Origin of the sequence: Lentzea nigeriaca, assembly GCF_016907955.1 — a bacterium.
GTDB lineage: Bacteria > Actinomycetota > Actinomycetes > Mycobacteriales > Pseudonocardiaceae > Lentzea > Lentzea nigeriaca.
In genome coordinates this window covers 42,111-67,704 of the sequence record NZ_JAFBCX010000023.1, presented here as the reverse complement: position 1 = coordinate 67,704, position 25,594 = coordinate 42,111, and the positions used below count along the sequence as shown (strand labels likewise).

The window sequence follows — 25,594 nt, the reverse complement described above, 5'->3', positions numbered from 1 at the left end:
GTCAGGCCAGCAACTTCGCCGCCGCCCACGTCACCGCGTCCGCCGTCTCGGCGGGGGCGGCCGAGGGCTGCATCACGTGGCTGAGCACGTGCCGGACGATCAGGTCGACCGCGATGTCCAGCTCAGGGCGTTCCAGCGACAGCTCGTAGGGCTCCAGGCACCTCGCCACCACGCCCTTCGCCGCGTCCATCAACCCGTCGGTGTGCGTGGTGAGCAACGGCAGCAACTCCGTGTTCGCCCCGTGCGTCGCGGACACGACGGCGTGCAGCAAAGCGTTGTCCCGTGCCAGTTCCAGCACGCCGCGCACGGCGGCGTTGATCGCGACGAGCACGTCGTCGGGGTGCTCGTCGAACGCGGTGATCACCACCGCGAGGAAGCGGTCGAGCTCCGCGAGCACGACCGCTTCCGCCAGCTGGGGCTTGGAGCCCACCTCGTTGTAGACCGTCTGCCTGCTCACGCGGAGCTCGCCGGCCAGCCGCGACATGGTGACCGCCTGCCAGCCCTGGTCCGTGATGAGCTTGGCGGTGACCGACAGGATCGCGTCGCGCAGTGCTGTCATGGGGCTCCGATGGAGACGAAGTCGACCTTTTCCCGCACGCCGCAGTCAGGACAGCACCAGGAGTCCGGCACCGCCGACCACGGCGTGCCCGCGGGGAAGCCCTCGCGAGGAGCGCCGACCGCGGAGTCGTAAACGTAACCGCACCCTGGGCAACGGCCACCCTCGGCGTCCCGGTCGAGCACCACGACGGTGTCGGACGCCGGTGCCGCGGCCGGTGCGGGCGGCAGCGGGTGGCGGGCCAGCACCTTCGCCCGCGCGGGCGGATGGATGTTCGCCCTGCTGATGTCGCCGTCGAAGTGGGCGAGCACGCGCGGATCCATGACGCGCCGCCACACCGGCGGCACCAGCGCGAGCAGGATCATGCCGGCGTACCCGGTCGGGAGCACCGGCGACTCCTCGAAGTCCCGCAGCGTCTGGTAGCGCCGAACGGGGTTCGCGTGGTGGTCGCTGTGCCGTTGCAGGTGGTACAGCAGGACGTTCGTGGCGATGTTGTTGGAGTTCCAGCTGTGGCTGGGATTCACCCGCTCGTAGCGGACGCGGCCGGGGATCCCGACCTTCTGCCGCAGCATGCCGTAGTGCTCCATGTAGTTCACGACCTCGAGCAACGAGAAGCCGACGACGGCCTGCAGCACCAGGTACGGCAGGATTCCGAGCCCGAGCCACCAGATCATCGCGCCCCACAGCACCGCCGACATCAGCCACGCGTTGAGCACGTCGTTGCCGATGCGGAACGGGTGCCGATCGCGGCGTGCGTAGCGCTTCGTCTCCAGCCGCCACGCGCTTTTCACCGATCCGATCACCGTGCGGGGCCAGAACCGGTAGAAGCTCTCGCCGACCCGCGCGCTGGCCGGGTCCTCGGGCGTCGCGACGCGCACGTGGTGGCCGCGGTTGTGCTCGATGTAGAAGTGGCCGTAGAAGCTCTGCGCCAGCGCGATCTTGGACAACCAGCGCTCGTGGCTCTCCTTCTTGTGCCCCAGCTCGTGCGCGGTGTTGATGCCGATGCCACCGATGCAGCCGATCGAGATCGCGAGCCCGATCTTGTCCACAACGGACAGACCACCGGTCGCGATCACCCAGAACGCCGTGAGGAAGCCCGCGTACTGGATGGGCAGGAACAGGAACGTGATCCACCGGTAGTACCTGTCCTGCTCCAGCGCCTCGATGAGCTCGTCCGGCGGGTTCGAGCGGTCCAGGCCCGCCATCAGGTCGATGGCAGGAACGATCACGAGGACGACGACCGGGCCGGTCCACAGCCACACGCCCCAGCCGGTCAGCGCGTGCAGTCCCAGCGCCACGAAGGCGAGCGACGGGACCACCAGCCCGATCAGCCACAGATACCGCTTGCGGTCCTTCCACTGTTCGGTCGAGCCGGGTGTGACAGTGCCTGTCATCGTCGCTCCTCCCGTGGGCTTTACAAAACGGTAGGAGATGTAAAACTCTTTGACAAGTGGGGCCGAGTTGTAAAGTCAGGGCCGGTACGCCTGGGCGGCCGCCTCGACGAACGCCCTGGTCAGCGGATCGTCCTTGGTCCACGCGAGCACGACGGGGCTGGGCGGCAGGTCGTCGAGCGGCACGACCTTCAGGTCACCCAGGTCGTGACCGAGTGGGGCGAGACCCACGGTTCCGTTCCACAGCACCGACTGCACGCACTCCTGCACCGCGCGCACGACCGGGCCCCTGCGGGGTCTGCCGCCGTTCCAGTAGTTCCGCCAGATCTCGTCCGTGCCTTCCGGGAACTGGAACCAGGTGCGGTCGTCCAGCTCCGCCGTGGTGAGGCGGTCCCTGCCGGCGAGTGGATCGTCCGCCCGCAGGACCGCTCCGATCGGATCTTCGCGCAGAACGAGGGTTTTCAGGCCGCGCGTGTCGAACGGCCCGCGCGTCAGGGCCACGTCGACCAGGCCGGTGCGCAGGCCGCAGGTGGGGTCGGTCAGGTCGGCTTCGCGGATGCGCACCTCGATGTCCGGGCGCTTCCGCCGGAACGCGGCGGCGAGCCCGGCGGCGCCGTGGTCGGCGAGGATGCCGACGGTGATGCTCGCCTTCCCGACCGCGGCCCGGATGCGGTCGGCGTGGTCGAGCAGGGCTTTCGCCTCGCGCAGCAGGGTGTGGCCTGCCTCGGTGAGTGCGACGCCGGCGGGGGAGCGGTGCAGCAGCGTCGTGCCGAGGTCGGCTTCGAGGTGCTTGATCGCGCGGCTGAGCGGTGGCTGGCTCATGTGAAGCCGTTGCGCCGCCCGGCCGAAGTGGAGTTCCTCGGCGACCGCGACGAAGTAGCGAAGCGTCCGCAGCTCCATGATCAGTCACGATACTCGTGCGGTATCGGGGCGACCTACTTGGTCTTGGACCGTTCAGGGGGTGTGGCGGTGGAGTGGGGGCATGAACCTTCCTGACCCCGCTGTCGACGTTTCCGGTGCCGTCGAGATCGCTTCCGATGTCCTGGTGATCCCGAACAACGACGTCGCGCTCGTGCCCAACATCGGTGTGGTCGCCGGCTCCGAAGCCGTGCTCGTCGTGGACACCGGACTGGGCGTCGCCAACGCGTCCCGCGTGCTGGAGTTCGCTTCGGAGGTGGCGCGTGGACGGCGGCTGTACCTGACGACGACGCACTTCCACCCCGAGCACGCGTTCGGCGCTTCGGTGTTCGCGGGTTCGTACGTGGTGAATCGCGCGCAGGCGGAAGACTTGCGGCGCAAGGGGTCCGGCTACCTCGAGATGTTCCGCGGGTTCGGCGGGGCGATCGCCGACCGGCTGGCCGGGGCCGAGGTGCCCGTGCCGGACGTGGTGTTCGACGGCGTGCACTCGCTCGACCTCGGCGGCCGCACCGTGCTGCTGCGGCCCACCGGCCGCGGGCACACGCTGGGCGACCAGGTGATCGAGGTGCCCGACGCCGGCGTGCTGTTCACCGGTGACCTCGCCGAGACCGGCCAGTTCGCGATCTTCCCGTGGTTCCCGCCGCACGACACCGACGTGTCCGGGGTGTCGTGGATCGAGGTGATGGACCGGTTGATCGAGGCGGGGCCGCGCGTCGTCGTGCCGGGGCACGGGACCACGGGCGGTCGTGAGGTGCTGGAGGGCGTGCGGGACTACCTGCGCGAGTTGCGGGACGAGACCTGGCGGCGGCGCGACTCCGCGGATGTCGTGGCCGAGGTTCGGGCGGTGCTGGTCGAGCGGCACCCCGAGTGGGCGGGACGGGAGTGGATCGACCTCGGGGTCGGCTGCCTGTGCGCTGAGCTCTATAGCTTCAGTGTTGACTAAAGGAAGTCCTCGCCGAGGTGCTCGCGGATGACCTTCTTGGGCACGCACATCGTCCAAGCACCGACGACGAGCTCGGTCATCTCCTCGGCGTCCAGTTCGGCCATCGAGGCGTGCACCCACTGGAACCGCATGTCGGACTGGCTCGGGAACGCGAACTTCACCGGGTCGCCGGCGACGAGGGCTTCGCGTTCCTCGCGCGGATAGCCGAAGCCCAGCACGGTTTCGTCGCGGGAGAGGGCCGCGTAGACGATCTGGCCCACGCGGAACTTCACGCGGTCGCGGATCAGGTGTTCGGTGGTGCGCGGCAGCGACAGTGCCAGGGCGCGGACGTCGGCGACGGTGACCATCAGGCAATCCTGTACGCCGCGCCGCCGTTGTGCAGGAAGTTGGCGCGACCGCCGCCGTCGGAACCGATCAGGGACATGACCTCGTGACCGCCGGTGGTGATGATCGTGTTGTCGCCGAGGCGGACCACCTCGACCGGGTCCCTGCGGGCGGCGAGGAACGACGCCGCCAGGTCGCTGCGCGGGCGGTAGGTCAGGCGGGTGCCGTCGAGCGTGATGTCGTACAACGGATTGCGGTAGGTGCCGTGCATCCAGTCGTCGATCGGGGCGGGGTCGGCGGGCGGCGTAGGTGGTGGTGCCGCGTCGATGCCGATCTCGTTGAAGATCTCGTAGGCCAGCGGCCGGCCGTTGGTGCTGTTGGTCAGCACGGCCACGGCGAGGTCCTTGGCCGGGGCGACGCGCAGGAAGGCCTTCTGTCCCTTGGAGACACCGGTGTGGCCGGCGATGCCGCCGGGGTAGAGCATCCAGCCGAGGCCCCAGCCGACGATGCCGTCGCCGAAGTCCGGGACGGGGTCGACCTGCGGCTCCAGGAGTTCGGAGAAGTCGGTGAGGTGGTGCCGGACGAACGTCAGCAGGTCGCGGGCGCTCATCGCGAGGTGCGAGCCGCTGGGGGCGGTGCGGTAGGAGACGGCCCACTTCTTCGTGGGCACGGTTCCGGTGTGGCCGACCGCGGCGCGGTGCAGGATCGCCTCGTACGGGGTGGTGGCGACGGTGTCCAGGCCCACCGGTGTCACCAGGTGTTCGCGCAGGACATCGTGGAAAGGCTTGCCGCGCAACACTTCCACGAGCCTGCCGAGCACGGTGAACCCGGTGTTGGAGTAGGAGAGGAGGGTGCCGGGCGGCAGGAGGTGCTCCTCGTCGGCGAGGGTGGCGACGAACCTCGCGATGGCGTCGTCGTCGCGGCCGGTGTCGGTGAAGTGGTTGGGCGCGATGCCGCTGGTGTGGGTGAGCAGGTGCCGAGCCGTCACGGTCGCGGTGGCTTCCCGGTCGCTCAGCCGGAAGCCGGGCAGGCGGTCGCGGACGGGGTCGTCGAGGCTCAGGGCGCCTTCGCCGGCCAGCTGCTGGACCAGGGTCGCCGTCCAGAGCTTGGTGATCGAGCCGATCTTGAACACCGAGTCGGTCGTCGTGGGCACCTGCGTGTGGGTGCTGAGCACGCCGGCGGCTTCGTCGTGGATCTCGCCGTCGGCCAGGATCGCGACCTGCGCGCCCGGTACGTCGTGCTTCGCGATGAGCTCGCTCAGGTTCATCAGGCGATCATCGTGGATGTGGTGCGTCACGTGAAATACGAACGAATCGGACAGCATTTCCAATTGAGACCGGAATTGAATCCGGAGCCGTGAGAGCGAGACCACACTCCAGTTCTCTTTTCACTCCATCGGGTGAAAAGTGGCGCAATGAACCTACGACGGTCCCTTCCGGCTCTATTGCCGCTGGTGCTTGCCGCGTCCTTCGCCGCGGTGGGCACCGCCGAGTCGGAGACACCGAAGCAGAGTCCCGTCAACGTCACGCCCAGCGCGATCCGGTTCGACCCGCACGCGCCCAAGCTGGACGTCACGTACGGCTACTCCGCGCTGGAACTGAAGTACATCCGCAAGGACGCGGCGAAGCCGGACGGCTGCACGACCCGCGACCACGAGGAAACCGAAGAGGCGGACGTCCAGCCCGGTTCGGGCCACGTCACCGTCGCCGGCACGCGCTACGACCTGGTGCAGTTCCACTTCCACACGCCGTCGGAACACAAGTTCGGCGGCTACGACACGCCGCTGGAAATGCACCTCGTGCACCGCAGTGCGGAGGGCAAACTGCTGGTGATCGGCGTCCCGCTGGTCGTCGGCTCGCACTCCGTCGTCGACGACGTGCTGGCGAAACTCGCCCCGGAATGCGGCGACCCGGTGGATATCGAGCCCATCAACCTGAACCGGTTGCTGCCGCTCAACCACCACACGCTGCACTACACCGGCTCGCTCACCACGGCCCCCTTCACCGAGGGCGTCGAGTGGTACCTCACGGGTGAGCAGCACGTCACGGCCGCGTCCATCGCGCGCTTCCAGGGGTTGTTCACCGCGGGCAACGCTCGGGCGACGCAGCCGTTGAACGGCAGGACCTTGGTCGAGGTTCCGCGCATCTGATCCGCATCGCCGGAAGGCCGGTCCCTGTTACGGGGGCCGGCCTTCTTGCTTTGTTGGGCTGGGTGATTGGCGGTGGGGAATGCGCGGAGCTTGGGATCGCGTTGCGGGGGAGGGCGCCGGGCCTTGTGGCGGCTCCGCGCTGCTGAAAAGGCGTGTGAGCAGCGGCACGAAGGCTTCTGAAGCGCGTCAGAACGGCCGTAAAGTCGTTCCGGTAGCTAACTAACTTCGGGGGAACCTGTGAACACGACCCGCGCCATGACCGCGCTCGCGCTCGGCGGGTTCGGCATCGGTACGACCGAGTTCGCGACGATGGGCCTGTTGCCGCAGATCGCGGAGACCTTCCAGATCCCCGACTACGAGGCTGGTCACGCCATCAGCCTCTACGCCGCCGGTGTCGTCGTCGGTGCGCCGTTGATCGCGGTGCTCGGCGCCAAGCTGCCGCGCAAGGGGATGCTGATCGGGCTGATGCTCGCGGTGGCGCTGGGCAACGGATTGTCGGCGGCGGCGCAGGACAAGACGCTTCTGCTCGTCGCCCGGTTTGTCGCGGGGCTGCCGCACGGCGCGTTCTTCGGCATCGCGGCCGTGGTGGCGGCAATGCTCGTGGCTCCCGAGCGGCGTGGCACGGCCGTTGCGCGCGTGATGGTCGGTCTGACTGTGGCGAACCTTGTCGGCGTGCCGTTGGCTACGGCGGCGGGGCAGCAGATCGGCTGGCGCACGGCGTATCTCGCGGTGGCGGTCATCGCGTTGGTCACGGCGGCGGCCATCGCGGCGTGGGTGCCGCGGGTGCCCACGGTCGAGGGTGCGTCGATGAAGGGCGAGGTGCGCGCATTCGGGCGGCCGACGGTGTGGTTCGCGATCTTCACCGGCATGATCGGCTTCGGCGGCATGTTCGCCGTCTACTCCTACGTCGCGCCGCTGACGACCGAGGTCGCCGGGTTGCCGGCGGGAGCGGTGCCGTGGATGCTCGCGGTGTTCGGGCTCGGCATGACGCTCGGTGCGACGTTCGGCGGCCGGTTCGTGGACCGGTCCGCGATGGGTTCGGTGTTCGGCGGGCTGGTCGCGGTCTGCCTGATCCTGGTCCTCTTCGGACTGACGGCGACGATCCCCGCGTTCATGTTCGTCGTCCTGTTCCTGCTCGGGTTCGTCGTGCAGATCCTGGCCGCCGCACTGCAGATCCGGCTCATGGACGCCTCGCCGGACGCGCCCTCGCTCGCCTCCTCGTCGAACCACTCGTCGCTCAACGTCGCCAACGGCGCGGGCGCGTGGCTCGGCGGCCTGGCGATCGCGGCGGGCTGGGGCTACACGTCGACGGCGTGGGTCGGTGTCGCGCTTTCGTTGGCGGGCCTGGCGATCGCGGTCGCGTCGGTGGTCTACGAACGGCGTGCCCTGACGCGCGAGACCACGAACCAGACGATGGCGATGGCCAGCGCGACGAGCACCGCCGTCGACACCCAGCCCAGGTAGCGGTCGACCAGCTGGTAGTTCTCGCCGAGCGCGTAGCCGGCGAGGATCAGCGCGGTGTTCCAGACGAGGCTGCCCGCCGCCGTGTAGAGCGTGAACTTCCCGATCGGCATCCCCGACACCCCTGCGGGCACGGAGATCAGGCTCCGCACGACCGGCACCATGCGCCCGAAGAACACGGCGGCGTTGCCGTGCCGGTCGAACCACTCGTCGGCCTTGTCCACATCGGACACCCGGACGAACGGCAGCCTGCGCAGGCGGTCCAGGCCCAGCCACGCGCCCAGGCCGTACAGCACCAGCGCGCCGGCGACGGAACCCGCCGTGGTCCACAGGATCGCGGCGACGAGCGAGATCCTGCCCTGGCCCGCGGTGAACCCGGCCAGCGGAAGGATCACCTCGCTCGGCACGGGCGGAAACACGTTCTCCAGTGCCACCGCGAGCCCCGCGCCGGGCGATCCCAAGGCCTCCATCAGCCGGACGATCCATTCCATGGTTGTCGAATTACCCGTTTTGCCCGGCTTCTCAACCTCGGGTGGAGATGGATCTCCACCCGGCCTACGGTTCTCGCCCCACGCGCCGAGCAGCGGGAATTCCTAGCGTTGCAGCCATGACGGGGACTGTTGAGATTGTGTTGATCATCGCCGCGATCGGCTACGTGCTGGCGCGTCGGCTGATGGGGGAGCCCGCGGTGGGCAAGCGGCTGCTGCTGATCCCGGCCGTGCTCGGCGTGATCGGGCTGACGCAGATATCGGTGCACTCCGCGACCGCCGTGGTGTTTCTCGTGTTCAGCTCGGCGATCAGCGTGGCCTTCGGGTTGCTGCGCGGGCTGAGCGTCCGCACGTACGAGCAGAACGGCATCGTGATGCTCCGCTACACCGCCATGACGATCGTGTGGTGGGCGGTCAGCATCGCCGCGCGGTTCGCCGCCGGGTTCGTCATGGGGCTGGTCGACGCGAGCGCGGTGCAGGCGGGCAACGGCCTGATGCTCGGCGTCGGCGCGGGACTGCTCGCCGAGGGGCTGGTCGTGCTGAGCAAGGCGGTGCGGGTGCGCGGCCAGGTCGTGTGGTCGAAGGGACGCAGGGGCGCGCCGCACCGCACGTCGCCGTTCCTCGACTCCTGGCAGCAGAAGGTGCACCAGAACAGGCATGATTCAGCTCGATGACCAGGCTTCCGCGGGTGACCGACGACTACGTGTTCCGGCCGTTCGGCACGCTGGTGGTCGCCGTGATCACGGTGATCCACCTCGTCGACCGCCCGCCGCCACTGCCGGCGCTGACCTGGACGCTGACCGCCGCGGTGATCACCGCGGCGGTCGCCGCCGGGTTCACGGCACGGATGCCGGAACGGTGGCGGGTCGCGCTGATCACGGCGTACGTCGTGCTCAGCGCGCCGTTGTTCGCGCTGGGGCCGGGAACGGCGGCGGTGGCGTTCGTGTTCCTGGCGACCAGCACGGCGGGTCGCCGCCTCCGGTCCGTCCACGTCGCATCGGCGCTCGGGGTCGCGGGCTCGGTGCTCACGGTGCTCTCGACCGCGGCGGCAGGGTCGCTGGGATTCTCGGACGCGCCACCGTGGTGGTTGTCGGCCACCGCCGGTCTGCCGGTGTTCTTCGGCCTGGCCCGCCGCGCACGCACCGAAGCGCTGGCCGCCGCCGAGTACGCGGCCGAGCAGAGCAAGCGAGCGCTCGCGTCCGAGGCTCGTGCGGCGGCGCTGGAGGAACGCGGCCGGATCGCGCGGGAGATCCACGATGTCGTCGGCCACTCGCTGTCCGGGATCGCCGTGCAGCTCGACATGGCCGATGCCCTGCACTCCGCCGGAAAGGAAAGCGAGGCCAACGAAGCCGTGCGGCGGGCACGGGCGTTGGCGGTGACAGGGCTGAAGGAGACGCGGCGCGCGGTACACGCGTTACGGGTCGACACGCTGCCATTGCCCGAGTCGATCGCTCAACTCGCGGAAAGTCACGGCGCGACGTTGCGTGTCGCGGGGGAAGCAGGGCCGGTGACCGTCGAGATCGCGCAGGCCATCATCCGCACGGCGCAGGAGGCGTTGACGAACGCGCACAAGCACGCGCCCGGCGCCGACGTGTCGTTGCTGCTGGAGTACTCGGAAGAACTGGTCAGCCTGACCGTGACCGACGGCGGCACGGCGGGGGAGCAGCACACCGGCGGCGGGATGGGGCTGGCGGGGATGCGGGAGAGGGCCGCTCTGCTCGGTGGAACACTGATCGCGGGACCGGACGGTCCGGGGTGGACGGTCAGGATGGAGCTACCGCGATGATCAGGCTGTTGATCGTGGACGACCAGGCCGCCGTTCGCGACGGGCTCGCCGTGATGCTCGACCTCGACCCGGACATCACCGTCGTCGGCACGGCGGTCAACGGCCGGGAAGCCGTTGCGGCCGTTGAGGAACTCGGCCCCGACGTCGTGCTCATGGACCTCAACATGCCCGTCATGGGCGGTGCCGAGGCGACCGGCGTGCTGCGGGCGTCCCACCCCGATCTGCCCGTCGTCGTGCTGACCACGTTCGACGACGACGACTCCATCCTCGCGGCGTTGCGCGCGGGTGCTCGCGGCTACCTGACCAAGGACGCGGACCGGACCACGATCATCCAGGCCGTGCGTGCCGCCCACGCGGGCAACGCGATCCTCGACCCCACCGTCCAGTCACGGCTGCTGGACCTCGCGAGCCGCCAGCCCGTCGAGCAACCGGCCGTCGACCTGACCGCCCGCGAACGCGAGGTTCTCGAGCTCATCGGGGAAGGCCTGCGCAACCCCGAGATCGCCCGGCGGCTGTTCATCAGCGAGGCCACCGTGAAGACCCACATCAACAACCTGTTCGCGAAGGCCGGTCTGCACTCCCGCGCCGACGCGGTCCGGTTGGCCCTCAAGCTCCGATGAATCTTGTCAAGTTCTGGCATTCGGTGTCACCTTCGTTGACATCGCAGGTCGAGACCTCCTACCTTCGTGGTGTTCCCCTGTCGTACGCCGCCAGGAAGGACGCATCGAAACGATGGAATCGCGTATCACCCGCAGGGCGGCTCTCACCGCGGCCGCCCTGATGCTCGTCACGATCAACCCCGCGTCGGCACTCGCCCCCGCGTGGAATCCCAACCCCGCGACCGACGGGCTCAAGGCGTTTGAGGGCATCGAGGTCGACCGCGGCAACAAGTTCCCCGAGCGCAAGGGCAAGTACATCGTCGTAGAGGGCGACCACTACCGGTTCAACATCTGGAAGAACGACCGCGACACCACCGGTGGTGGCGACCGTCAGCGCACCGAGTCCAAGGGCATGGTCAGCAACGGCAGCGCCCTCAAGATGAAGAACGGCGAGACCTGGGTCATCTCCTACGAGATGTACATGCCGTCGTCGTTGCACGGCACGAGCAAGTTCACGCACATCTTCCAGACCAAGACACCGTCGACCAACGGCGGACCGTGGACGACCCTGTCGTTGAGCCGCAGCGGTAGCACAGAAACCATCCGGGCACGCGCGTTCAGCACGTCCGGCGCACCGGACATCGCCTCCACGAACCTGGCCCCGCTGCGCGACAAGTGGGTCACCGTCGAGTGGACGATCACGCCGGGCTCGAGCGGCACCGTCGGCTTCGTGCTGCGCAACGGCACCGGTTCGAACGCGCCGATCGCGGTGCAGGGCAAGCGTTCCGGCGTGCGGATCCCGGACGAGGGCGACTACGTCCGCCCGAAGTGGGGCATCTACCGCTCGGTCGAGAGCGCCTCGTCGGACATCCTCGACACCTACATCAACTTCCGGAACTACACGGCCACCAAGAAGTAGGGGACGGGTCGGGTGGCCCGCTGATCGCTGACAGGTCTACCGTTGATTGCCTTCCCTTCATGGAGGTCGACGGTGCGAGGCGCGATCGCGGCGGGCCACCCGCTCACCGCACAGGCGGGCGCGGCGATGCTGCGCGCCGGAGGGAACGCCGTCGACGCGGCCGTTGCCGCGATGCTGACGTCGTGCGTCACCGAGCCGTTGCTGACGGGCCTCGGCGCCGCCGGGTACATGCTCATCGCCCCGGCCGGTGAAACCCCTGTGCTGCTGGACTTCTCGGCGGAGGCACCAGGCCGCGAGGCCTCGGGCGCGCGGGCGCCGCTCGACCCCATCACCGTCCACTTCGGTGACGCCGAGCAGGAGTTCCACGTCGGACCGTCGTCCGTCGCCGCCTACGGGATGCCCGCCGGCGCCGCGAAAGCCGCCACCTACGGCCGTGCGCCGCTCGACGAACTCGTGATGGCGGCGGCGAAGCACGCCCGTGAAGGCCACCGCGTCAACCGGTACCAGGCCTACGTCACCTCGCTGCTGCTGCCGCTCGCCCGCAGCGCGGGCCTCACCGCCTTCGAGGAGGGCGAGCTGCTCGTCCAGCCCGAGCTCGCCGAAGCCCTCGACCGGCTCGGCCAGGACGGCGCGGCCCCGTTCTACACCGGTGACATCGCGGCCGCGATCGCCGACACGATCACCGCTGCGGGTGGTGACCTCGGCCGCGCGGACCTCGCCGCCTACGACGTCGTCCCGCGCGAACCGCTGCACGTGCGCCACCGCGGCCGTGACATCTACACGAACGCACCACCCGCCGCGGGCGGCGCACTGCTCACGCAGATGCTGGAAGCGTTGCCGGACAACCCGTCCCAACGAGACCTCATCCGCGCGATGGCCGCCCCGAAGACGCACCTGAACCGCCTCGGCTCCACCACGCACATCTCGGTGCTCGACGCCGACGGCACCGCGTGCTCGGTCACGACGACGAACGGCGCGGGCTCCGGCATCTCGATCGCGGGAGTGCACCTGAACAACATGATGGGCGAGGAGGACCTGTCGCCCGACGGGTTCTTCAGCCACGCGCCCGGCGACCGGCTGCCGTCGATGATGTCCCCGACCGTCGTGACCAACGACGGCGGCGCCGAGCTCGTGCTCGGCAGCGCGGGGTCGAGCCGGATCTGCGGCGCGATCCTGCAGGTGCTCGTGAACGTCCTCGACCGCGGCATGCCAGCCCAGGACGCCGTCGACGCGCCCCGGCTGCACCTCGGTGGAGACCACCTCCTCGTCGAACCGGGAATCAGACCGGAAAGCGAACTCCCGGTGACCTGTTTCCGTGCTCCGAACATGTTCTTCGGCGGCTGCCAGGTCGTCGAGATGACCGGGTCCGGCCTGCTCAGGGGTGGTGGAGATCACCGTCGCGACGGTGCCGTCGTCATTGTGTGAGACATTGCCCGCATAATGGGAAACCAGTTTTCCTGATTCACGAGTCAGCACGCACGATGGCGTGGTGACGGCACTAAGCGAGAGAACCTCCTCGCCGCTCCTTTCCCGAACATTCCTCCAACTCTCCGTCATCAGCGTCGTGTCCGGCGTTTCGATGGCGTTCGCGATGCCGTTCCACTCGCTGTTCCTGACCTCCGAGGTCAAGGTCACGCCGGTGCAGCTGAGCGCGTTCCTGATCGCGAGCCCGCTCGCGTCCGTGGTCGCCAGCACGATCATGGGCAAGCTGTCGGACGGCCGGGTGCAACGCCGGTTCCTGCTCGCGGCGGGCGGTACCGCCGGCGCGATCGGCTACGGCCTGTTCGCCGTGCTGCGCGACTACTGGCTCCTGCTGGGCGCGGCCGTGGTCTTCGTCGCGATGACGTCGTCGTTGCTGCCGCAGATCTTCGCCTACGGACGCGCGGCGTCGCGGGGCCCGTCGATGATGGTCAGCGTCCTGCGCACGCTGCTCTCCGTCGCCTGGGTCGCCGGTCCGCCGCTGGCCGCGCTGATGGTCGCCAAGACCGGGTGGGTCGGGCTCTTCACGGCCACGGCGCTGCTGCAGCTCGGTGTCGCGGTGCTGGCCCTGACGCTGCCGGTTCCCGTGGCCGAACCGGAGACGCAGGCCGAGGAGGAGGCAGCGGGTCCGACGCGGGCCGGGATGGCGGTCGTCGCCGCGGGGTTCGTGTTCCTGCAGGGCTCGGTCGGCCTGGCGGTCGGCGGTCTGCCGTTGTTCGTCACGACCGAACTGCACGGCACGGCGGGAGACGCCGGGCTCGCGATGGGCCTGTGCGCCGCGCTGGAGATCCCGATGATCCTGTGGTTCGGGTCGCTGGCGAACCGCATGTCCCAGTACAAACTCGTGGTCATGGGCGCGGTGATCGGCCTGAGCTATCACGGCCTGATGCTGCTGACCGACTCCGTCTGGCAGGTGCTGGCCGCGCAGCTGCTGCACGCCACCGTCATCTCGCTCGTGATGGGTGTGGGCATCACCTACTTCCAGAGCCTCGACCCCGGCCGTCCCGGCCACGCCTCGACGATGTTCAGCAACACCCAGATCGTCGGCGGCATGATCGCGGGCGCGCTGACCGGTCTCGCCGCGCAGCTGGGGTTCCGCTGGATCTACGGGTTCAGCCTGTCGATGGTCGCGCTCGGGCTGACCCTGCTGCTCGTGGCGGGCAGGGTCACTGGATCGTCGAGGCGGTGACCTTCGGCTTCTCTCCCACGCCGAGGTAGAAGATCCCCTTGATCGTCTCGAACCCCTCGCTCGGGTTGCGGCGCACCGTGGAGCCCTCCACCGACATCGAGCCGGAGTTGTCGTTGCTGACGAAGAACACCGCGCCACCGCCCTCGTTGGCGTGGTTGTCCTCGACCAGCGAGCCCGCGATCCGCAGCGTGAAGGTGTTGCCGTCGTTGTAGATCGCGCCACCGCTGCCGCCGCCCGGCGTGCCCGCGCGCGCCGGGTTGGCGCCGCGGCCGATGGCCTTGTTGCCCCTCATCAGGCTGTTGAGCACCACCCACGACGCGCCGATGCTGCTCAACGCACCGCCGTTGGCGCACACACCGCCCTCGAACGTGCTGCTGGTGACGTAGACCGGTGCCTTGTCGGCCCAGTCGGTCACGCGGATCGCGGCACCACCGAGGTCGGGACCGTTGGCATCGCACTTGTTGTTGGCGAAGCGGGAGTTCACGACCTTGAGCTGACCTCCGCGCACCATGATCGCGCCGCCGCCACCGCCGTCGGCCGTGTCGCCGGTCGAGTTGCCGTCGGCGAGGGTGATGTTCTGGACCACCAGCCTCGGCCCGTTCTGGTCGATCACCCGGCGCTGTCCCTGGCCGCTCAAGGTGATCCGGCCGCCGCCGTCGATGACGGTTCTCGCACGGACCTTCGCGGTCGCGGCCAGGGGAACCGTGTGCGGGTTCGGCCCGCAGTCGAACGTGATGACGCCACCGGCGGCGACCGCGTCGACCACGGCCTGCGACGTGCAGCTCGCGGGTGTGCCGGTGCCGATCACGCGGGTGGGCTTGGAGGTGTCCTCGGCGGCGGCTTCTCCCGGTACGGCGGCGGAACCGTCCGGATTGCCGAACTTCGCGGGAGGTGGCGGTGAAGGGGGAGCGGGCGTCTTTGGTGCGGCGCTGCTGCTGCTCGGAGGTGGCGTCGTCGTCACGACGGTCACGGTCTGCGACGACGACGCCGCGGGTAACGGTGCGGCGACTGGGCTTCCGGGGATCGTCGTGCCGCAGCCCGCCGTGAGGACGGCCAGCAGCACGACCACCTGTCTACCTGACATGGCGGGCACCCTAACCCGCGCCGCCTTGCCGATGCGTGCTCTGTCGCGGCGCGTTTCACACCAACGGTTGAGTCCTTCCGGCTCAGGTTCGGGAACAAAGACAGGCTCAACTTCGTCGTTCCAGGTGAGTGTTCGTGTGACTCTCATGGAGGTGAAAGTCATGGCACTGCCTGCTGTGCGATCGTCGGCCCCGCTGGGCCGCTGGGACCCGTTCCGCGAGTTCGAGGACCTCTACGGTCAGCTGGGCAGGTGGATGGAGTCGGTCGCCGGCACCGTCGGTGAGAGCGTGCGCGCCTGGGCGCCGCTGGCCGACGTGACCGAGACCGGGGATGCCTACCTGGTGGAGGTCGAGCTGCCGGGCGTCAAGCGTGACGACATCGCGGTCGACCTGGCCGGCACCGAGCTGTCGATCAGCGGTGAGGTCAAGGAGAGGGAACGGCAGGGGCTGTTCCGCCACCGCACCCGACGTGTCGGGCAGTTCTCCTACCGGGTGACGCTGCCGCAGGACGTCGACGCCGACAAGATCCACGCCGATCTCGCCGACGGCGTGCTGACCGTCCGCGTGCCCAAGACCGAGGCGGCCAAGCCGCGTCGCATCGCCATCAACGGCAAGTAGCACCCGTCGCCGCCGATCACGGTCCACCCGGACCGCGGTCGGCGGCGCTGTCGTACCCGGAAGGAGCAGGGGGAAGTGGAGTTGTTGCCGCTGCGAACCGACTTCGACGTGCGCTGGCGCGGCTACGACCACGATCAGGTCCAGCACTACGTGCACGCGGTGGAAGGTGAGCTGGAGGTGCTCACCGCCGACAGGGACGCCGCCCTCGCCCGCGCGGAGTCCCTTGCGCGGCAGCTGGAAGCCGCCCGCGCGGAGAACGCCGGGCTGCGGGCACGCGTCGACCGGATCAGCCGCACCCCGATCGATCCCGGCGCGCTCACCGAACGGCTGCGCCGCATGGTCGAACTCGCCCACGCCGAAGCCGAGGAGATCACCACCCGCGCCCGGATCGCCGCCGAGCAGGACTGGGCGAACGCCCACCGGGCCGCCGACCGGTTGCGCGGGCGCGCCGAGCACCTCGTGGCCGAGCTCGACCGGCGGCGTGCGGACGCGGAGGCCGAGCACCGCGAGCTGATGGACCGCGCCCACGCCCAGGTCGAGACGATGACCCGGCAGGCAGAACGGCGCCGCCGTGAACTCGACGACCAGGCCGCGCAGATCCGCGGGCAGATCGAGGCGGACTTCGAACAGGCCATGACACAACGCCGCGCCGAGGCGATGCGCGCGCTGGCGGACCAGCAGCGCTCCGCCAAGGCCCGTGCCGACCAGATCGTCCAGGAGGCCACCGAGCACGCGCACCGCATCGTCGCCGACGCCGAGCAGCGCGTGGACCTGCTGCGCCGCCAACGCGAGCACATCGCCGAGGAACTCCGTGCCGCACAAGCACTCCTGGCCGACATGGAGCCCCTGCTGCAACCGTTGCCCGAGGAAGCCGTCGTGAAGATGGAGGTGATCCACCATGATCACGGCAGAAGTGGCGTCAGTGCGGCTGACCTGGTCCCAGTTGCCGGCGCAGCTCGGTGATCTGGTCGTGGGCGGCGGCGAGCTCGTCCTCCAGCCCGATGATGCGGGCCGTCGCGGCGAGCGTGTGGCCCTCGTCGAACAGGACGCGGATCCGGCCGGCCAGTTCGAGCTGGCGGCGGCTGTAGCGGCGGTGCCCGCCGTCGGAGCGCTGCGGGCGCAGCAGGTCGGCGGTGTCCAGGCTCCGCAGGAACGCCTGCTGCACACCGAGCAAGTCCGCGGCCTGCCCGGTGGTGTACGCCGGATAGTCCGCGTCGTCGAGGTCGTCGAGGGGCACAACCGGAGGCTATCTACATCAGATGCTTGACACAATCTACAGTGCGCGCTATAAGAAAAGTGTCGGTCAGTGACCAGGTGACAGTTGCCCGGGAGTGATCGAGATGGTCGGCGAGAACGTGGTCCCACACGTTGATCGCGGCGGCGTGCCGGTGTTCGCGGACGTGGTCGCGGCCGATCTCGACTGGGTGCGGGCGGAGTTCGACGCGATCGTGGCAGCGAACTTCCTCGAGTCGTCGTCCGCCCCGCCGCTTCGACGGCACCCGCGGCATCCACGCAAGCATCCTCGCCACCCGGCACCGATTCCGACGGCGACACCGTCCGGCCGCGAGTCCGGTGACTTGGCCGGGACAGCACGAAGAGTGGGCGCGCGGGAGCGCTCTCCTCCGCGCCCGGTGTACGCCGCGGTCGACCCTCGGACCTGACACCTCGAACGCCACGCAGGAGGTGATAGCGGTAGGGCACGGCTCGACTGTCGTAGCTGTTCGCCCAGCTTCACGCCGGTTCACGCCTCGATGCGACAACCGGTCTGCGTCTCGTGACGCTACAAGGGGCGACCGGACCGTGCCAGAGACGATGCGCTTCTGCAGATCTCCGAGTTGAGTCCGATCACGCCCGCCACGGCCACCGGACGCCGTGGCGGGCATCGGGTTGTGCCGCGAAAGGGGGAACCCTCATGATCGACCTGGGCAAGCCGTGGAACGACGTGGCCGACCAGTTGCGTTCCGCCTGGCCGGAAGTCGACGAGATCGACCTCGACGGTGTGTCGGATCGCGAGGCCGACCCCGCCGACGTCGCCGACCAGCGCCGTGTCGTGCCGCTGCCCGACGACGAACCGGACCCCGCGGGAGTCCGGGCATGAGCCGGGGCGAACCAGGCTTGGTCGCGGTGCTGGAGCAGGCCACGCTCGCCGCTCACCACGCCGCCTTCGAGTACGCCGACCCCTGCGGCGCGCCCGATCTCGCCACGGCGCGCGCCGACTCCTGGCGACTCATCCACCTGCTGGGTGCGCTCAGCGATCTCACCACCGCGCTGGCTGCCTACACCGGCGAGTGCCCACAACGGCACGAACTGCACTCCGACGACCCCGTCGAGCCAGCCCAGCACCTGGCACACGCCTGCCGCGGCTGGGCCGACCTGCGTCACGCCCTGGACAGCGCACAGCAGTCCTGCCGCGAGGCCTACGCCTCCCTGAGCCACCTCGACGCGCGGCCTCTGCCCACCCGGCCGGGGAAGTGAGCAGACGTGGCCGCGCACCGGAACCCCTCATCACCGGACCCCTACCGGGTGCTCGGGGTGCCGCGCGACGCCTCCCCGGCCCAGATCCGCGCGGCTTACCGGGCTCTGCTCCTCGCCCTCCACCCGGACACCCACGCGGAGCCGGCCGACCCGGCACGGCTGGCCCAGGTCGTGGCCGCACACGCCCAACTGCGCGACACCTTCCGCCACGACGCCGAGACCCCGCCGGCGCGGAGCGGAGTCCCGATCCCTGTCCGCGTTCGCAGCCCTCGCCGTGAGCGGCCGGACATCCGGGTGGGCCCTGTGCGCAACCACCCGGAAACGCCGTGAGACCAAGGCGTTCTGCAGGTGTGTCACGACCGTGACCAGGAAACCGGGACAAGATCCGGATTTTCCCACCTGTCGGACAGGTGTGCGCAGGTGCGGCGCGGTATTTAGCTTGACTCACGAGTCAGTTTTCAACGGTTCGCTGCGCCGGTCGTTGTGACGGAACGTAGACAAAATGGCGCAGCGGCCTACACAGCGTGCGGTTAGTTGAGGGCAAACAACACGTTCGTGAAAGAGCCACACGTTCGGGTGGCCGTCTGTCCCTGGCACACTGCGCTCCGTGCCGACCCAGTTCCCCGACGAACCGACCGAGCGTCACCTCGCGCCGGACCCCGCGTTGATGGAGGCTGCCCGCGCCAGGGGCCGCGAACGCTGGGCCGCCGCCGGCGAACGGGCGGTGCCGGAGGAGAAGCCGCCGGGCCGTCTGCTCAGACCTCGCGTCGCGCTCATCGCCGCCGTGACGGCACTCCTGGCCCTCGCGGGAGTGGCGATCCTGACGTTCGGCGGTGGGGCGGACGACGCCGCGACGGACCCCGCGCAGCCTTCGCAGAGCTACGTTCCCGGCCTGATCACACCACCGGAGGAACTGCCGGAGCAGTCGTCATCGGCCGGCATGGACCCGACGCTCGCTTCCTCCGCTCTCGGTCTGATCCCCACGACCCAGCCCGCGCCACCACCCGTCGAGAACAACAACCGGGCGCCCAGCGGTGCCAAGTCGCTGACCATGGGGCCCGGCTGCGGCGGCTACACCAACGTCGGCTCCTACCGCGACGGCCGCAAGGGCTGGGTCGACCACGGTGACGGCAAGTGCGGCTCGACGTTCGTGTCGGTCCCGATGTCCGGTGACGCGCGGCGCGACGACCCCTCCGCCTACGCGCAGTGGACGTTCTCGGTGTCCGGCACGTGCGACGTCTCGGTGCACATCCCGAACGGCAACCTGGAAGAGGTCGGGGGTAACCCGACCGTGTACTACGTCTACGACCGCAACGGCGTCGGCGGCACCCCGGCGGCGTCGTTCGCGATCAAGCAGGTCGAGAAGCGCGGCCAGTGGGTCAGCGTCGGCAGGTTCAAGTCCAGCGGAAACCTGACGGTGCAGCTCCTCACCCGAGGTCAGGACTGGAACAACTCCGGACCTACCTACGCCCATCACGCCGCGAGTGCGGTCAAGGCAGACTGCACGGCGTGACTCGAGATCTTCATCTGGTCCGGCACGGCGAGGCGACGAAGGACGAGACGAGGCTGACCGCACGCGGCCGCAGGCAGTCCGAGCTGCTCGCGGAACGGTTGCGCGGCATCGGTTTCGCGGCGGTGCACCACGGCCCGCTACCGCGTGCCGCCGAAACCGCGTCCATCATCGCCGACGTCCTGCGGGTGCCCTGCCGCGTCGAGGCCGCCGCCGACGACTACGTGCCGCACTTCGTCCCCGACCACGACGAGTTCTTCGACCAGTTCCCCGAGTCCGAGCGCACCCGCGGCCCGGCGCTGGCGCACGAGGCCGAGACGCGGTTCGCGCGGCCGGGCGACGGTCCGGTGCTGGTGGTGACGCACTCGTTCCTGATCAGCTGGCTGGTGCGCGATGCGCTGGACGCCCCGCCCGAGCGGTGGTTGTCGCTGAACCACGACAACGCGGCGCTGACCGTCATCCGCTACACGACGGGCAAGTCACCGGCGTTGATCAGGTTCAACGACAGTGGACATCTCAGCTCGCTTTGAGCGTCAGCAGCGTGATCTCGCTCGGCGCGAAGACGCGCATCGGCGGGCCCCAGAAACCGGCGCCGCGGCTGGTGTAGAGCTGGGTGCGGTCGCTGTGCCTGCTCAGGCCGGCGACCACCGGCTGCTGCAGCCGCACCAGGTAGTGGAACGGCCAGATCTGGCCGCCGTGCGTGTGCCCGGACAGCTGCAGGTCCACGCCCGCCTCGACGGCCTTGCGGATCTCCGACGGCTGGTGGGCGAGCAGCACGACCGGGTCGCTGCCGGTGCCGCGCAACGCCAGCGCCAGGTCGGCGGCGTGGCCCGGTTCGCCGGAGTGGTCGGCGGTGATGTCGTCGATGCCCGCGAACACCAGGCGGGCCCCGTCGCGCTCCAGCGCCACGTGCTCGTTGTGCAGCGCCTTCCAGCCCAGGCGGGTCATCAGGTCGATCCAGCCCTGCGCGTTCGAGTAGTACTCGTGGTTGCCGGTGATGTAGAAGCGGTGCGGCGTGTTCACGTCGCCGAGCGGGGTGGCCTGCTCCAGCCGTTGCTCGGCGGTGCCGTCCGCGATGTCGCCGACGTGCACGGCGACGTCGGCGTTGAGCCCGTTGACGGCCTCGACCATTTCGCGCGACCACTTCGCGCGGTTGATCGCGCCGTAGTGGGTGTCGGTGATGACCGCGACGGTCAGGCCGTCGAACGCCGGGTCGAGGCGCGGGATCGTGACGTCCTGGCGCTTGATCCGCGGCACGCGCATGGCCTCGTAGACGCCGTAGATCGTCACGGTGACGATGAGCCCGGCGAGCACGACCGCGATCAGGCGGGAGCGGAACGGGTTCTCGACACCGCCCAGCGCCAGCGCGAGCCGCAGGACGTCGGTGATCAACGTCCAGACGAACGCGATCCAGACGAAGCCGAGCAGGAACTGGGAGATCCGCGCGGCCCGGTCCGAGTTCCGCTGGGTGAACAGGACGATCATGCTGACGGCCGCCGCGATGAACACGATCGCGGCGATCGGGCGGACCGGGGCAGGCCACTCGGCGCTCGCCGCGAACAGGCCCTCGAACGGCACCCAGAACAGCAGCGTCGTGACCGTCAGGAGGACGAGCGTGAAGACCACGCGCCGTACCGTGATGCGGGGCCGGGTCACCGTGGTCGTCATCGCGCGTCCTCCCGAGTTGTCATTTCCAATCTATGTCAACGCGCGGTCGAGGGTTTGCTCGCCCGAGTTGCCGTAGACGTCGGTCACACGTGTTTTGAGGGAAACCGGGCCGGGTTTCACTTTCAGCAGAACTCCGCGGTCGCCGAACAGGACGTACGAGCCCGGCTGCCACGTCCTGCCGTCGTCGTAGGACACGTCCACGGTGAGCTTCCTGGTTCGACCGGCGGTCGTGGTCCTGTCGAGCCGGAACGGGACGGTGCCGCCGTCGCGGTCCCCGAACCGGACCGCCGTGAGGGGCAGCGGGCCGGTGCCCTGCTCCGACTCGAACTCCCAGGTGGCCTTGATCTCGGCCGTCCTGGCTTCGAGGCGGTACCCGGCTTTCGACGGCGGCACCTGGAAGACACCGCCGTCCGCGTGTGCCATGCCGTCGACGAGGTTGCCGTCACGGCGCAGTTCGGTGATGCCTTCGACGCCTGAGTCGCCCGCGATGCCGTAGTGGCCGGGCGTGAAGTCGGACAGCAGCGCGAGGTTCGCGGTGATCATGTTGCCGTTGCGGCTGTGCGTGGTCGACATGACGGACGGGCCTCGGACGCCGTGACCCCACCTCTCCTCGTAGTCGCGGCCGTTCGTGTACCCGCGCCAGGTCCGGGCCTGCAGCACGGCCTGGTCCCGCACCTGGGCGGCCCACCACTCGATGTCACCCGTCGAGTGGTGGTAGGTCGTGTGCTTGCCGGGGAACCGGACGGGTTTCGCGCTGTCGCCGGGTGGTGGTGTCGACAGGGGGTGCTCGGCGAACGTGATCCACTCACCGGTGCCTTCCGGTGCCGTGATCGTGGCCGTGGAGATGGCGAGGTCGGCGTCGTGGACGTCAGGGAACGTTGCGGTGATCGCGTTTTCCTCGCTGACCGCGATCGCGCACGGGCTTTCCGTGCCACCGCAGGTCGAGCTGCCCGGCACGTTCCTGACGAACTGCACCGCCGTGTAGATCATGCCCTCCGCGCCGCCAGGAACCGCGTAGACCTCGTCGCCCTGGCTCGCGAACGCCGACCCGTTCGGTGTGCCGAGGCTGGTGCCGACGAGACCGGTGCCCTTCCTGCCGTTGACGGTGGCCTCGACCCGGCGGCCCGGCCTGGCGTCGAGGATGACCTCGGCGCCGTCCGGTCCGACCGTGACGTCTTTGCTGACAAGGGTTTGCGACGGTTCCCACGGCGGGCGGCCGTCGATCGGGCTCGGGACCCACGAGTAGACGGTGTAGCGGCCCTGCGGGATCTCGCCCTGCAGCGGGCGGCCGTTGCCGATGCCGCCCGCGTAGAGCTTTTTGTCGGTGTGGTTGGCCATCGCGATCAGGAAGCCGTAGCCGCCGGTGCCGTTCTGGGAGCCGGTGCGGTCGATCGACCCGACCTTGATCTGGGCGGTGGCTTCGGTTTTCTGGTGTGTCGAGATCGCCGTGCGGATAACGGTGTCGTTGCCGCGCGCGGTGATCACGTCGCCGGCGCCGGGTGTGGTCGCCTTGAACGTCGCGGTCGCGGTGCCCTTGGCCGGGACGTCGACGGTGGTCCGGTCGGTCTCGACGTTGCGCGGCAGACTCAGGGCGAGCGTGATCGGCCGGGCGCTGTCGTTGCGGTAGGTGATCGTGCCGGTGCCGAGCTTCAGCGTCGCCGGTTCGGCGGTGAGCTGCGTTTTCGTTGCCCTGTCCAGGTTCACGACGCCGGTGCCCTGGTCGAACACCGGGGCGTTGATCGGGTCGGCGGTGGCGGTGAGGGCGGCCTTGAGGCGTGCGGGAGACCAGTCCGGGTGCTGGCCGGCCAGGATCGCCGCTGCTCCCGTGACGTGCGGGGCGGCCATCGAGGTGCCGCTGGCCAGGGTGTGGCGGTCGTTCAGCGGATAGCCCATGCCGGTGCCTCGGGCCCGTGCCGCCGCGATGGCGTAACCGGGCGCGCTGATCTCCGGCTTCACGGCGCCGTCGATGCGCGGGCCGCGGCTGGAGAAGTAGCTGAGCTGGTTGTCCTTCGTGACACTCGCGACCGCCAGTGCCGCGTCCGCCGCCGCGGGGGAGGAGACCGACTGCGCACGCCCTTCGTTACCCGCCGCGACGACGAAGAGCGTGTTGTGCTTGACGCTCAACGCGTTCAGCTCCTGGCTGAGCTCGTCGGTGCCGTCGGTCGCCTCACCGCCGAGGCTCAGGTTGACCACCTTCGCGCCCTGCTCCGCCGCCCACCGCATGCCCGCGATGACCGCGGACTCCTCGCAGAAGGACGGCCCGCAGACCTTGCCGACCAGCAGATCCGCGTCCGGTGCCGTGCCCGGTTCCGGTCCAGAGCCTGCGATGATGCCCGCGACGTGCGTGCCGTGGCCGTGCTCGTCGGTGACGCCGTCCTCGTCGGTGAAGTTCCTGGTGGCCTTGATGCGGCCCCTGAGGTCGGGGTGGTCGGCGTCCACGCCGGTGTCGAGGACCGCGACCTGCACGCCCTTCGCCGTCTGGCCGCGCTGCCACGCCTTCGGTGCCTTGATCTGCGCGGCGCTGTCGTGGTCGAGGGGCTTGAGGATCCGGTCGGGGCTGATCTTCGCGATGCCGGGCAGCGAGCCTGTCTGGTTCGGGGCGTGCGGGTTGATCTCGTGCCACAGGGCGCCGGTGACCTTCGCGGACCTGAGCTCCCGGCCGCCGAGGTAGCGGATGATGACCTTGCGCGCCGGCGTGCCGACGTCGAACAGCTTCGCGTCCAAAACCCCGTTGACGACGAGCTGCTGTGCGTCGAACGGGATCACCGATACGCGGCCGTCGTCGACGGTCTTCAGGAACGGCATCCGCTCGCGTCCCGGCGCGGGCTCGATGACGACGTTCGGCGGCTTGCCGGGCCGCGTGACGACACTCACGCGGTCTCCGGTGATGAGGACGGCCCCACTTTGCGTTGGAGAGGCAACCGCGGGGGCGACCGCGAGTCCTGATATCAAGACCGCGGCCGTTGCCAGCGCGGACCTGCGAAAGGTTTTCATGCAGGTCACGCTTCCGGCGGCCGCTGTCGCGGAACAAGTGCCGGAACGGCCACAACCGTTCACCGACGTCCAGACGAGCCGACATAGGGTAGGGCCCATGATCTTCTACACCGACGAGGAGAGCCGCACGCTGCGCACCGCCGTGTACGGCGCGATGTTGCTGGTTTCCCACGCCGACCCGGGCCCCGTGCTGGAGGAGCGCTTCGCCGGGCTGCGTGCCCTCACGCACCTCTCGCCCGACCTGCGCACCGTCCTGGGCGGCGCCCGCCCGTCCGTCCCCGCCGGCACGGACGAGGAGATCGAGCCGGTCATCCTGGAGGCGCTGCGCCGCTCGATGAAGATCCTCTCCGCCCGTTCGCCGGAGGACGCCGCGTCGTTCCCGCGCGCGGTGCTCGCGATCTGCCGCGAGGTCGCCGAGGCCGACGGCGTGGTCGTGGACTCCGAGAACGCGATGGTGGCCCGCATCGAGGGCGCGCTCGTCATCTGATGCGGGAGCGTTCCGGCAGGTCTAACCTCCTGCCATGAGCGTGGACGTGCGTCCCTCGGTCGTCGTGCGCAGGCCGCGGGCCGAGGTCGCGGCCTACATGTTCGATCCCGCCAACGACCTCGCGTGGACGGGCGGGATCACCGCGAGTCGGCCCGACCAGCCGGGGCCGCTGGTCGAGGGCGCGACCGTCGTGCGCACCGCGAAGTTCCTGGGGCGCACGTTCGACTACGGCTACGTGGTGACGGCGCACGAACCGGAGCGGCTCGTGGAGATGAACGTCGAGAAGCCGTTCCCGATGGTCGTGCGGTACGAGCTGGAGGACGTGCCGGAAGGGACGAACGTCGCGATCCGGGCCACCGGGTCGCCTGGCGGGTTCTTCGCGGTGGCCGAGCCGTTGATGCGCTGGCAGGTCAGGCGCAGCATCTCCGCGGATCTTCAGCGTCTCAAGGAAAACGTCGAGCGCTAGTGCCGCGGCGACCGATTAACGGCGCGTCTGTCCACCTGAGGTGAACAAATGCGCCGTTCATCGCGAGCTGGTGCCGTGAGGTGGCCTGCTGC

29 protein-coding genes are annotated in these 25,594 nt (G+C 69.5%); 19 read left to right on the top strand and 10 right to left on the bottom strand.

The annotated features are described in order from the left end of the window. Position 1 precedes the first annotated feature (1 nt). The 3 genes from JOD27_RS40940 to JOD27_RS40930 all read right to left on the bottom strand — a co-directional run bounded on the left by JOD27_RS40940 (position 2) and on the right by JOD27_RS40930 (position 2,847). Complete coding sequence (locus JOD27_RS40940) at positions 2 to 559, bottom strand: TetR/AcrR family transcriptional regulator (protein ID WP_204767766.1); 558 nt, start codon at positions 557 to 559, stop codon at positions 2 to 4. Beyond that, a complete protein-coding gene (locus tag JOD27_RS40935) occupies positions 556 to 1,950 on the bottom strand; it encodes a fatty acid desaturase (RefSeq protein ID WP_204767765.1) in 1,395 nt (464 codons plus the stop codon). Before JOD27_RS40935 ends, JOD27_RS40940 begins: the two co-directional genes overlap by 4 nt. Before the next feature lie 75 nt (positions 1,951 to 2,025). After that, on the bottom strand, positions 2,026 to 2,847 hold the full coding sequence (locus tag JOD27_RS40930) for a LysR family transcriptional regulator (RefSeq protein ID WP_204767764.1): 822 nt from the start codon (positions 2,845 to 2,847) through the stop codon (positions 2,026 to 2,028). Between the two features lie 82 nt (positions 2,848 to 2,929). On the opposite strand from JOD27_RS40930, the gene JOD27_RS40925 reads away from it, so the two are divergent. After that, a complete protein-coding gene (locus tag JOD27_RS40925) occupies positions 2,930 to 3,808 on the top strand; it encodes an MBL fold metallo-hydrolase (RefSeq protein WP_204767763.1) in 879 nt (292 codons plus the stop codon). Here JOD27_RS40925 and JOD27_RS40920 read toward each other — a convergent pair. Both JOD27_RS40920 and JOD27_RS40915 read right to left on the bottom strand, forming a co-directional pair. After that, positions 3,805 to 4,155 (bottom strand): MmcQ/YjbR family DNA-binding protein, encoded by a 351-nt coding sequence (locus tag JOD27_RS40920; RefSeq protein WP_204767762.1) that lies wholly within the window; start codon positions 4,153 to 4,155, stop codon positions 3,805 to 3,807. The genes JOD27_RS40925 and JOD27_RS40920 overlap by 4 nt on opposite strands. Next, entirely contained in the window at positions 4,155 to 5,399 is a 1,245-nt protein-coding gene (locus tag JOD27_RS40915) for a serine hydrolase domain-containing protein (RefSeq protein ID WP_204767761.1), read from the bottom strand. Before JOD27_RS40915 ends, JOD27_RS40920 begins: the two co-directional genes overlap by 1 nt. Before the next feature lie 186 nt (positions 5,400 to 5,585). On the opposite strand from JOD27_RS40915, the gene JOD27_RS40910 reads away from it, so the two are divergent. Then, positions 5,586 to 6,281: a carbonic anhydrase family protein gene (locus JOD27_RS40910; protein ID WP_204767760.1), complete on the top strand. Its 696-nt coding sequence runs from the start codon at positions 5,586 to 5,588 to the stop codon at positions 6,279 to 6,281. A gap of 237 nt (positions 6,282 to 6,518) precedes the next feature. Beyond that, on the top strand, positions 6,519 to 7,745 hold the full coding sequence (locus JOD27_RS40905; protein WP_307830615.1) for an MFS transporter: 1,227 nt from the start codon (positions 6,519 to 6,521) through the stop codon (positions 7,743 to 7,745). On the opposite strand, the gene JOD27_RS40900 is transcribed toward JOD27_RS40905, so the two are convergent. Continuing rightward, positions 7,652 to 8,233, bottom strand: coding sequence for a DedA family protein (locus JOD27_RS40900; RefSeq protein WP_204767759.1), 582 nt, complete (start codon positions 8,231 to 8,233; stop codon positions 7,652 to 7,654). The genes JOD27_RS40905 and JOD27_RS40900 overlap by 94 nt on opposite strands. Positions 8,234 to 8,349: 116 nt before the next feature. Here JOD27_RS40900 and JOD27_RS40895 point away from each other — a divergent pair, with 116 nt between their 5' ends. The 6 genes from JOD27_RS40895 to JOD27_RS40870 all read left to right on the top strand — a co-directional run bounded on the left by JOD27_RS40895 (position 8,350) and on the right by JOD27_RS40870 (position 14,202). Then, the gene (locus JOD27_RS40895; protein ID WP_204767758.1) at positions 8,350 to 8,904 is read left to right on the top strand and encodes a DUF1453 domain-containing protein; all 555 of its coding nucleotides are present in this window, start codon (positions 8,350 to 8,352) and stop codon (positions 8,902 to 8,904) included. Continuing rightward, positions 8,901 to 10,016 (top strand): sensor histidine kinase, encoded by a 1,116-nt coding sequence (locus JOD27_RS40890; protein ID WP_204767757.1) that lies wholly within the window; start codon positions 8,901 to 8,903, stop codon positions 10,014 to 10,016. The genes JOD27_RS40895 and JOD27_RS40890 overlap by 4 nt, the downstream gene beginning before the upstream one ends. Beyond that, positions 10,013 to 10,636: a response regulator gene (locus JOD27_RS40885; RefSeq protein WP_204767756.1), complete on the top strand. Its 624-nt coding sequence runs from the start codon at positions 10,013 to 10,015 to the stop codon at positions 10,634 to 10,636. Before JOD27_RS40890 ends, JOD27_RS40885 begins: the two co-directional genes overlap by 4 nt. A gap of 112 nt (positions 10,637 to 10,748) precedes the next feature. After that, positions 10,749 to 11,534: a hypothetical protein gene (locus tag JOD27_RS40880; RefSeq protein WP_239571279.1), complete on the top strand. Its 786-nt coding sequence runs from the start codon at positions 10,749 to 10,751 to the stop codon at positions 11,532 to 11,534. A gap of 72 nt (positions 11,535 to 11,606) precedes the next feature. Next, entirely contained in the window at positions 11,607 to 12,959 is a 1,353-nt protein-coding gene (locus JOD27_RS40875) for a gamma-glutamyltransferase (RefSeq protein WP_204767755.1), read from the top strand. 61 nt (positions 12,960 to 13,020) lie between these two features. Continuing rightward, positions 13,021 to 14,202 carry an MFS transporter gene (locus JOD27_RS40870; RefSeq protein WP_307830614.1) on the top strand — a complete coding sequence of 394 codons (1,182 nt, stop codon included), beginning with the start codon at positions 13,021 to 13,023 and terminating at the stop codon, positions 14,200 to 14,202. Here the strand turns inward: JOD27_RS40870 and JOD27_RS40865 are convergent. Then, positions 14,180 to 15,286 carry a hypothetical protein gene (locus JOD27_RS40865; RefSeq protein WP_204767753.1) on the bottom strand — a complete coding sequence of 369 codons (1,107 nt, stop codon included), beginning with the start codon at positions 15,284 to 15,286 and terminating at the stop codon, positions 14,180 to 14,182. The genes JOD27_RS40870 and JOD27_RS40865 overlap by 23 nt on opposite strands. A 160-nt stretch (positions 15,287 to 15,446) precedes the next feature. Between JOD27_RS40865 and JOD27_RS40860 the strand changes: the two genes are divergently transcribed. Both JOD27_RS40860 and JOD27_RS40855 read left to right on the top strand, forming a co-directional pair. Continuing rightward, positions 15,447 to 15,902, top strand: a complete 456-nt coding sequence (locus JOD27_RS40860) for an Hsp20/alpha crystallin family protein (protein ID WP_204767752.1) — start codon at positions 15,447 to 15,449, stop codon at positions 15,900 to 15,902. A 75-nt stretch (positions 15,903 to 15,977) separates the two neighbouring features. After that, entirely contained in the window at positions 15,978 to 16,865 is an 888-nt protein-coding gene (locus JOD27_RS40855; protein ID WP_204767751.1) for a coiled-coil domain-containing protein, read from the top strand. Here the strand turns inward: JOD27_RS40855 and JOD27_RS40850 are convergent. Next, a complete protein-coding gene (locus JOD27_RS40850; RefSeq protein ID WP_204767750.1) occupies positions 16,822 to 17,139 on the bottom strand; it encodes a MerR family transcriptional regulator in 318 nt (105 codons plus the stop codon). The genes JOD27_RS40855 and JOD27_RS40850 overlap by 44 nt on opposite strands. 94 nt (positions 17,140 to 17,233) lie before the next feature. Between JOD27_RS40850 and JOD27_RS40845 the strand changes: the two genes are divergently transcribed. From JOD27_RS40845 to JOD27_RS40820, 6 genes are all read left to right on the top strand, one after another. After that, positions 17,234 to 17,563 (top strand): hypothetical protein, encoded by a 330-nt coding sequence (locus tag JOD27_RS40845; RefSeq protein WP_204767749.1) that lies wholly within the window; start codon positions 17,234 to 17,236, stop codon positions 17,561 to 17,563. A 251-nt stretch (positions 17,564 to 17,814) separates the two neighbouring features. Beyond that, complete coding sequence (locus JOD27_RS40840; protein WP_204767748.1) at positions 17,815 to 18,000, top strand: Rv3202a family protein; 186 nt, start codon at positions 17,815 to 17,817, stop codon at positions 17,998 to 18,000. Next, on the top strand, positions 17,997 to 18,377 hold the full coding sequence (locus JOD27_RS40835; RefSeq protein ID WP_204767747.1) for a hypothetical protein: 381 nt from the start codon (positions 17,997 to 17,999) through the stop codon (positions 18,375 to 18,377). The genes JOD27_RS40840 and JOD27_RS40835 overlap by 4 nt, the downstream gene beginning before the upstream one ends. Positions 18,378 to 18,383: 6 nt before the next feature. Beyond that, complete coding sequence (locus tag JOD27_RS40830) at positions 18,384 to 18,707, top strand: DnaJ domain-containing protein (RefSeq protein ID WP_204767746.1); 324 nt, start codon at positions 18,384 to 18,386, stop codon at positions 18,705 to 18,707. Positions 18,708 to 18,984: 277 nt separating this feature from the next. Next, positions 18,985 to 19,890 (top strand): hypothetical protein, encoded by a 906-nt coding sequence (locus tag JOD27_RS40825; RefSeq protein ID WP_204767745.1) that lies wholly within the window; start codon positions 18,985 to 18,987, stop codon positions 19,888 to 19,890. Beyond that, complete coding sequence (locus tag JOD27_RS40820) at positions 19,887 to 20,417, top strand: histidine phosphatase family protein (protein ID WP_204767744.1); 531 nt, start codon at positions 19,887 to 19,889, stop codon at positions 20,415 to 20,417. Before JOD27_RS40825 ends, JOD27_RS40820 begins: the two co-directional genes overlap by 4 nt. On the opposite strand, the gene JOD27_RS40815 is transcribed toward JOD27_RS40820, so the two are convergent. After that, positions 20,404 to 21,555, bottom strand: coding sequence for a metallophosphoesterase (locus tag JOD27_RS40815; RefSeq protein WP_204767743.1), 1,152 nt, complete (start codon positions 21,553 to 21,555; stop codon positions 20,404 to 20,406). The two genes, JOD27_RS40820 and JOD27_RS40815, sit on opposite strands and share 14 nt — an antisense overlap. Positions 21,556 to 21,585: 30 nt before the next feature. After that, positions 21,586 to 24,429 carry a S8 family serine peptidase gene (locus JOD27_RS40810; RefSeq protein WP_204767742.1) on the bottom strand — a complete coding sequence of 948 codons (2,844 nt, stop codon included), beginning with the start codon at positions 24,427 to 24,429 and terminating at the stop codon, positions 21,586 to 21,588. 217 nt (positions 24,430 to 24,646) lie between these two features. On the opposite strand from JOD27_RS40810, the gene JOD27_RS40805 reads away from it, so the two are divergent. Beyond that, a complete protein-coding gene (locus JOD27_RS40805) occupies positions 24,647 to 25,036 on the top strand; it encodes a hypothetical protein (RefSeq protein ID WP_204767741.1) in 390 nt (129 codons plus the stop codon). 34 nt (positions 25,037 to 25,070) lie between these two features. Next, positions 25,071 to 25,502, top strand: a complete 432-nt coding sequence (locus JOD27_RS40800) for an SRPBCC family protein (RefSeq protein WP_204767740.1) — start codon at positions 25,071 to 25,073, stop codon at positions 25,500 to 25,502. The last annotated feature ends 92 nt before the right edge of the window (positions 25,503 to 25,594 follow it).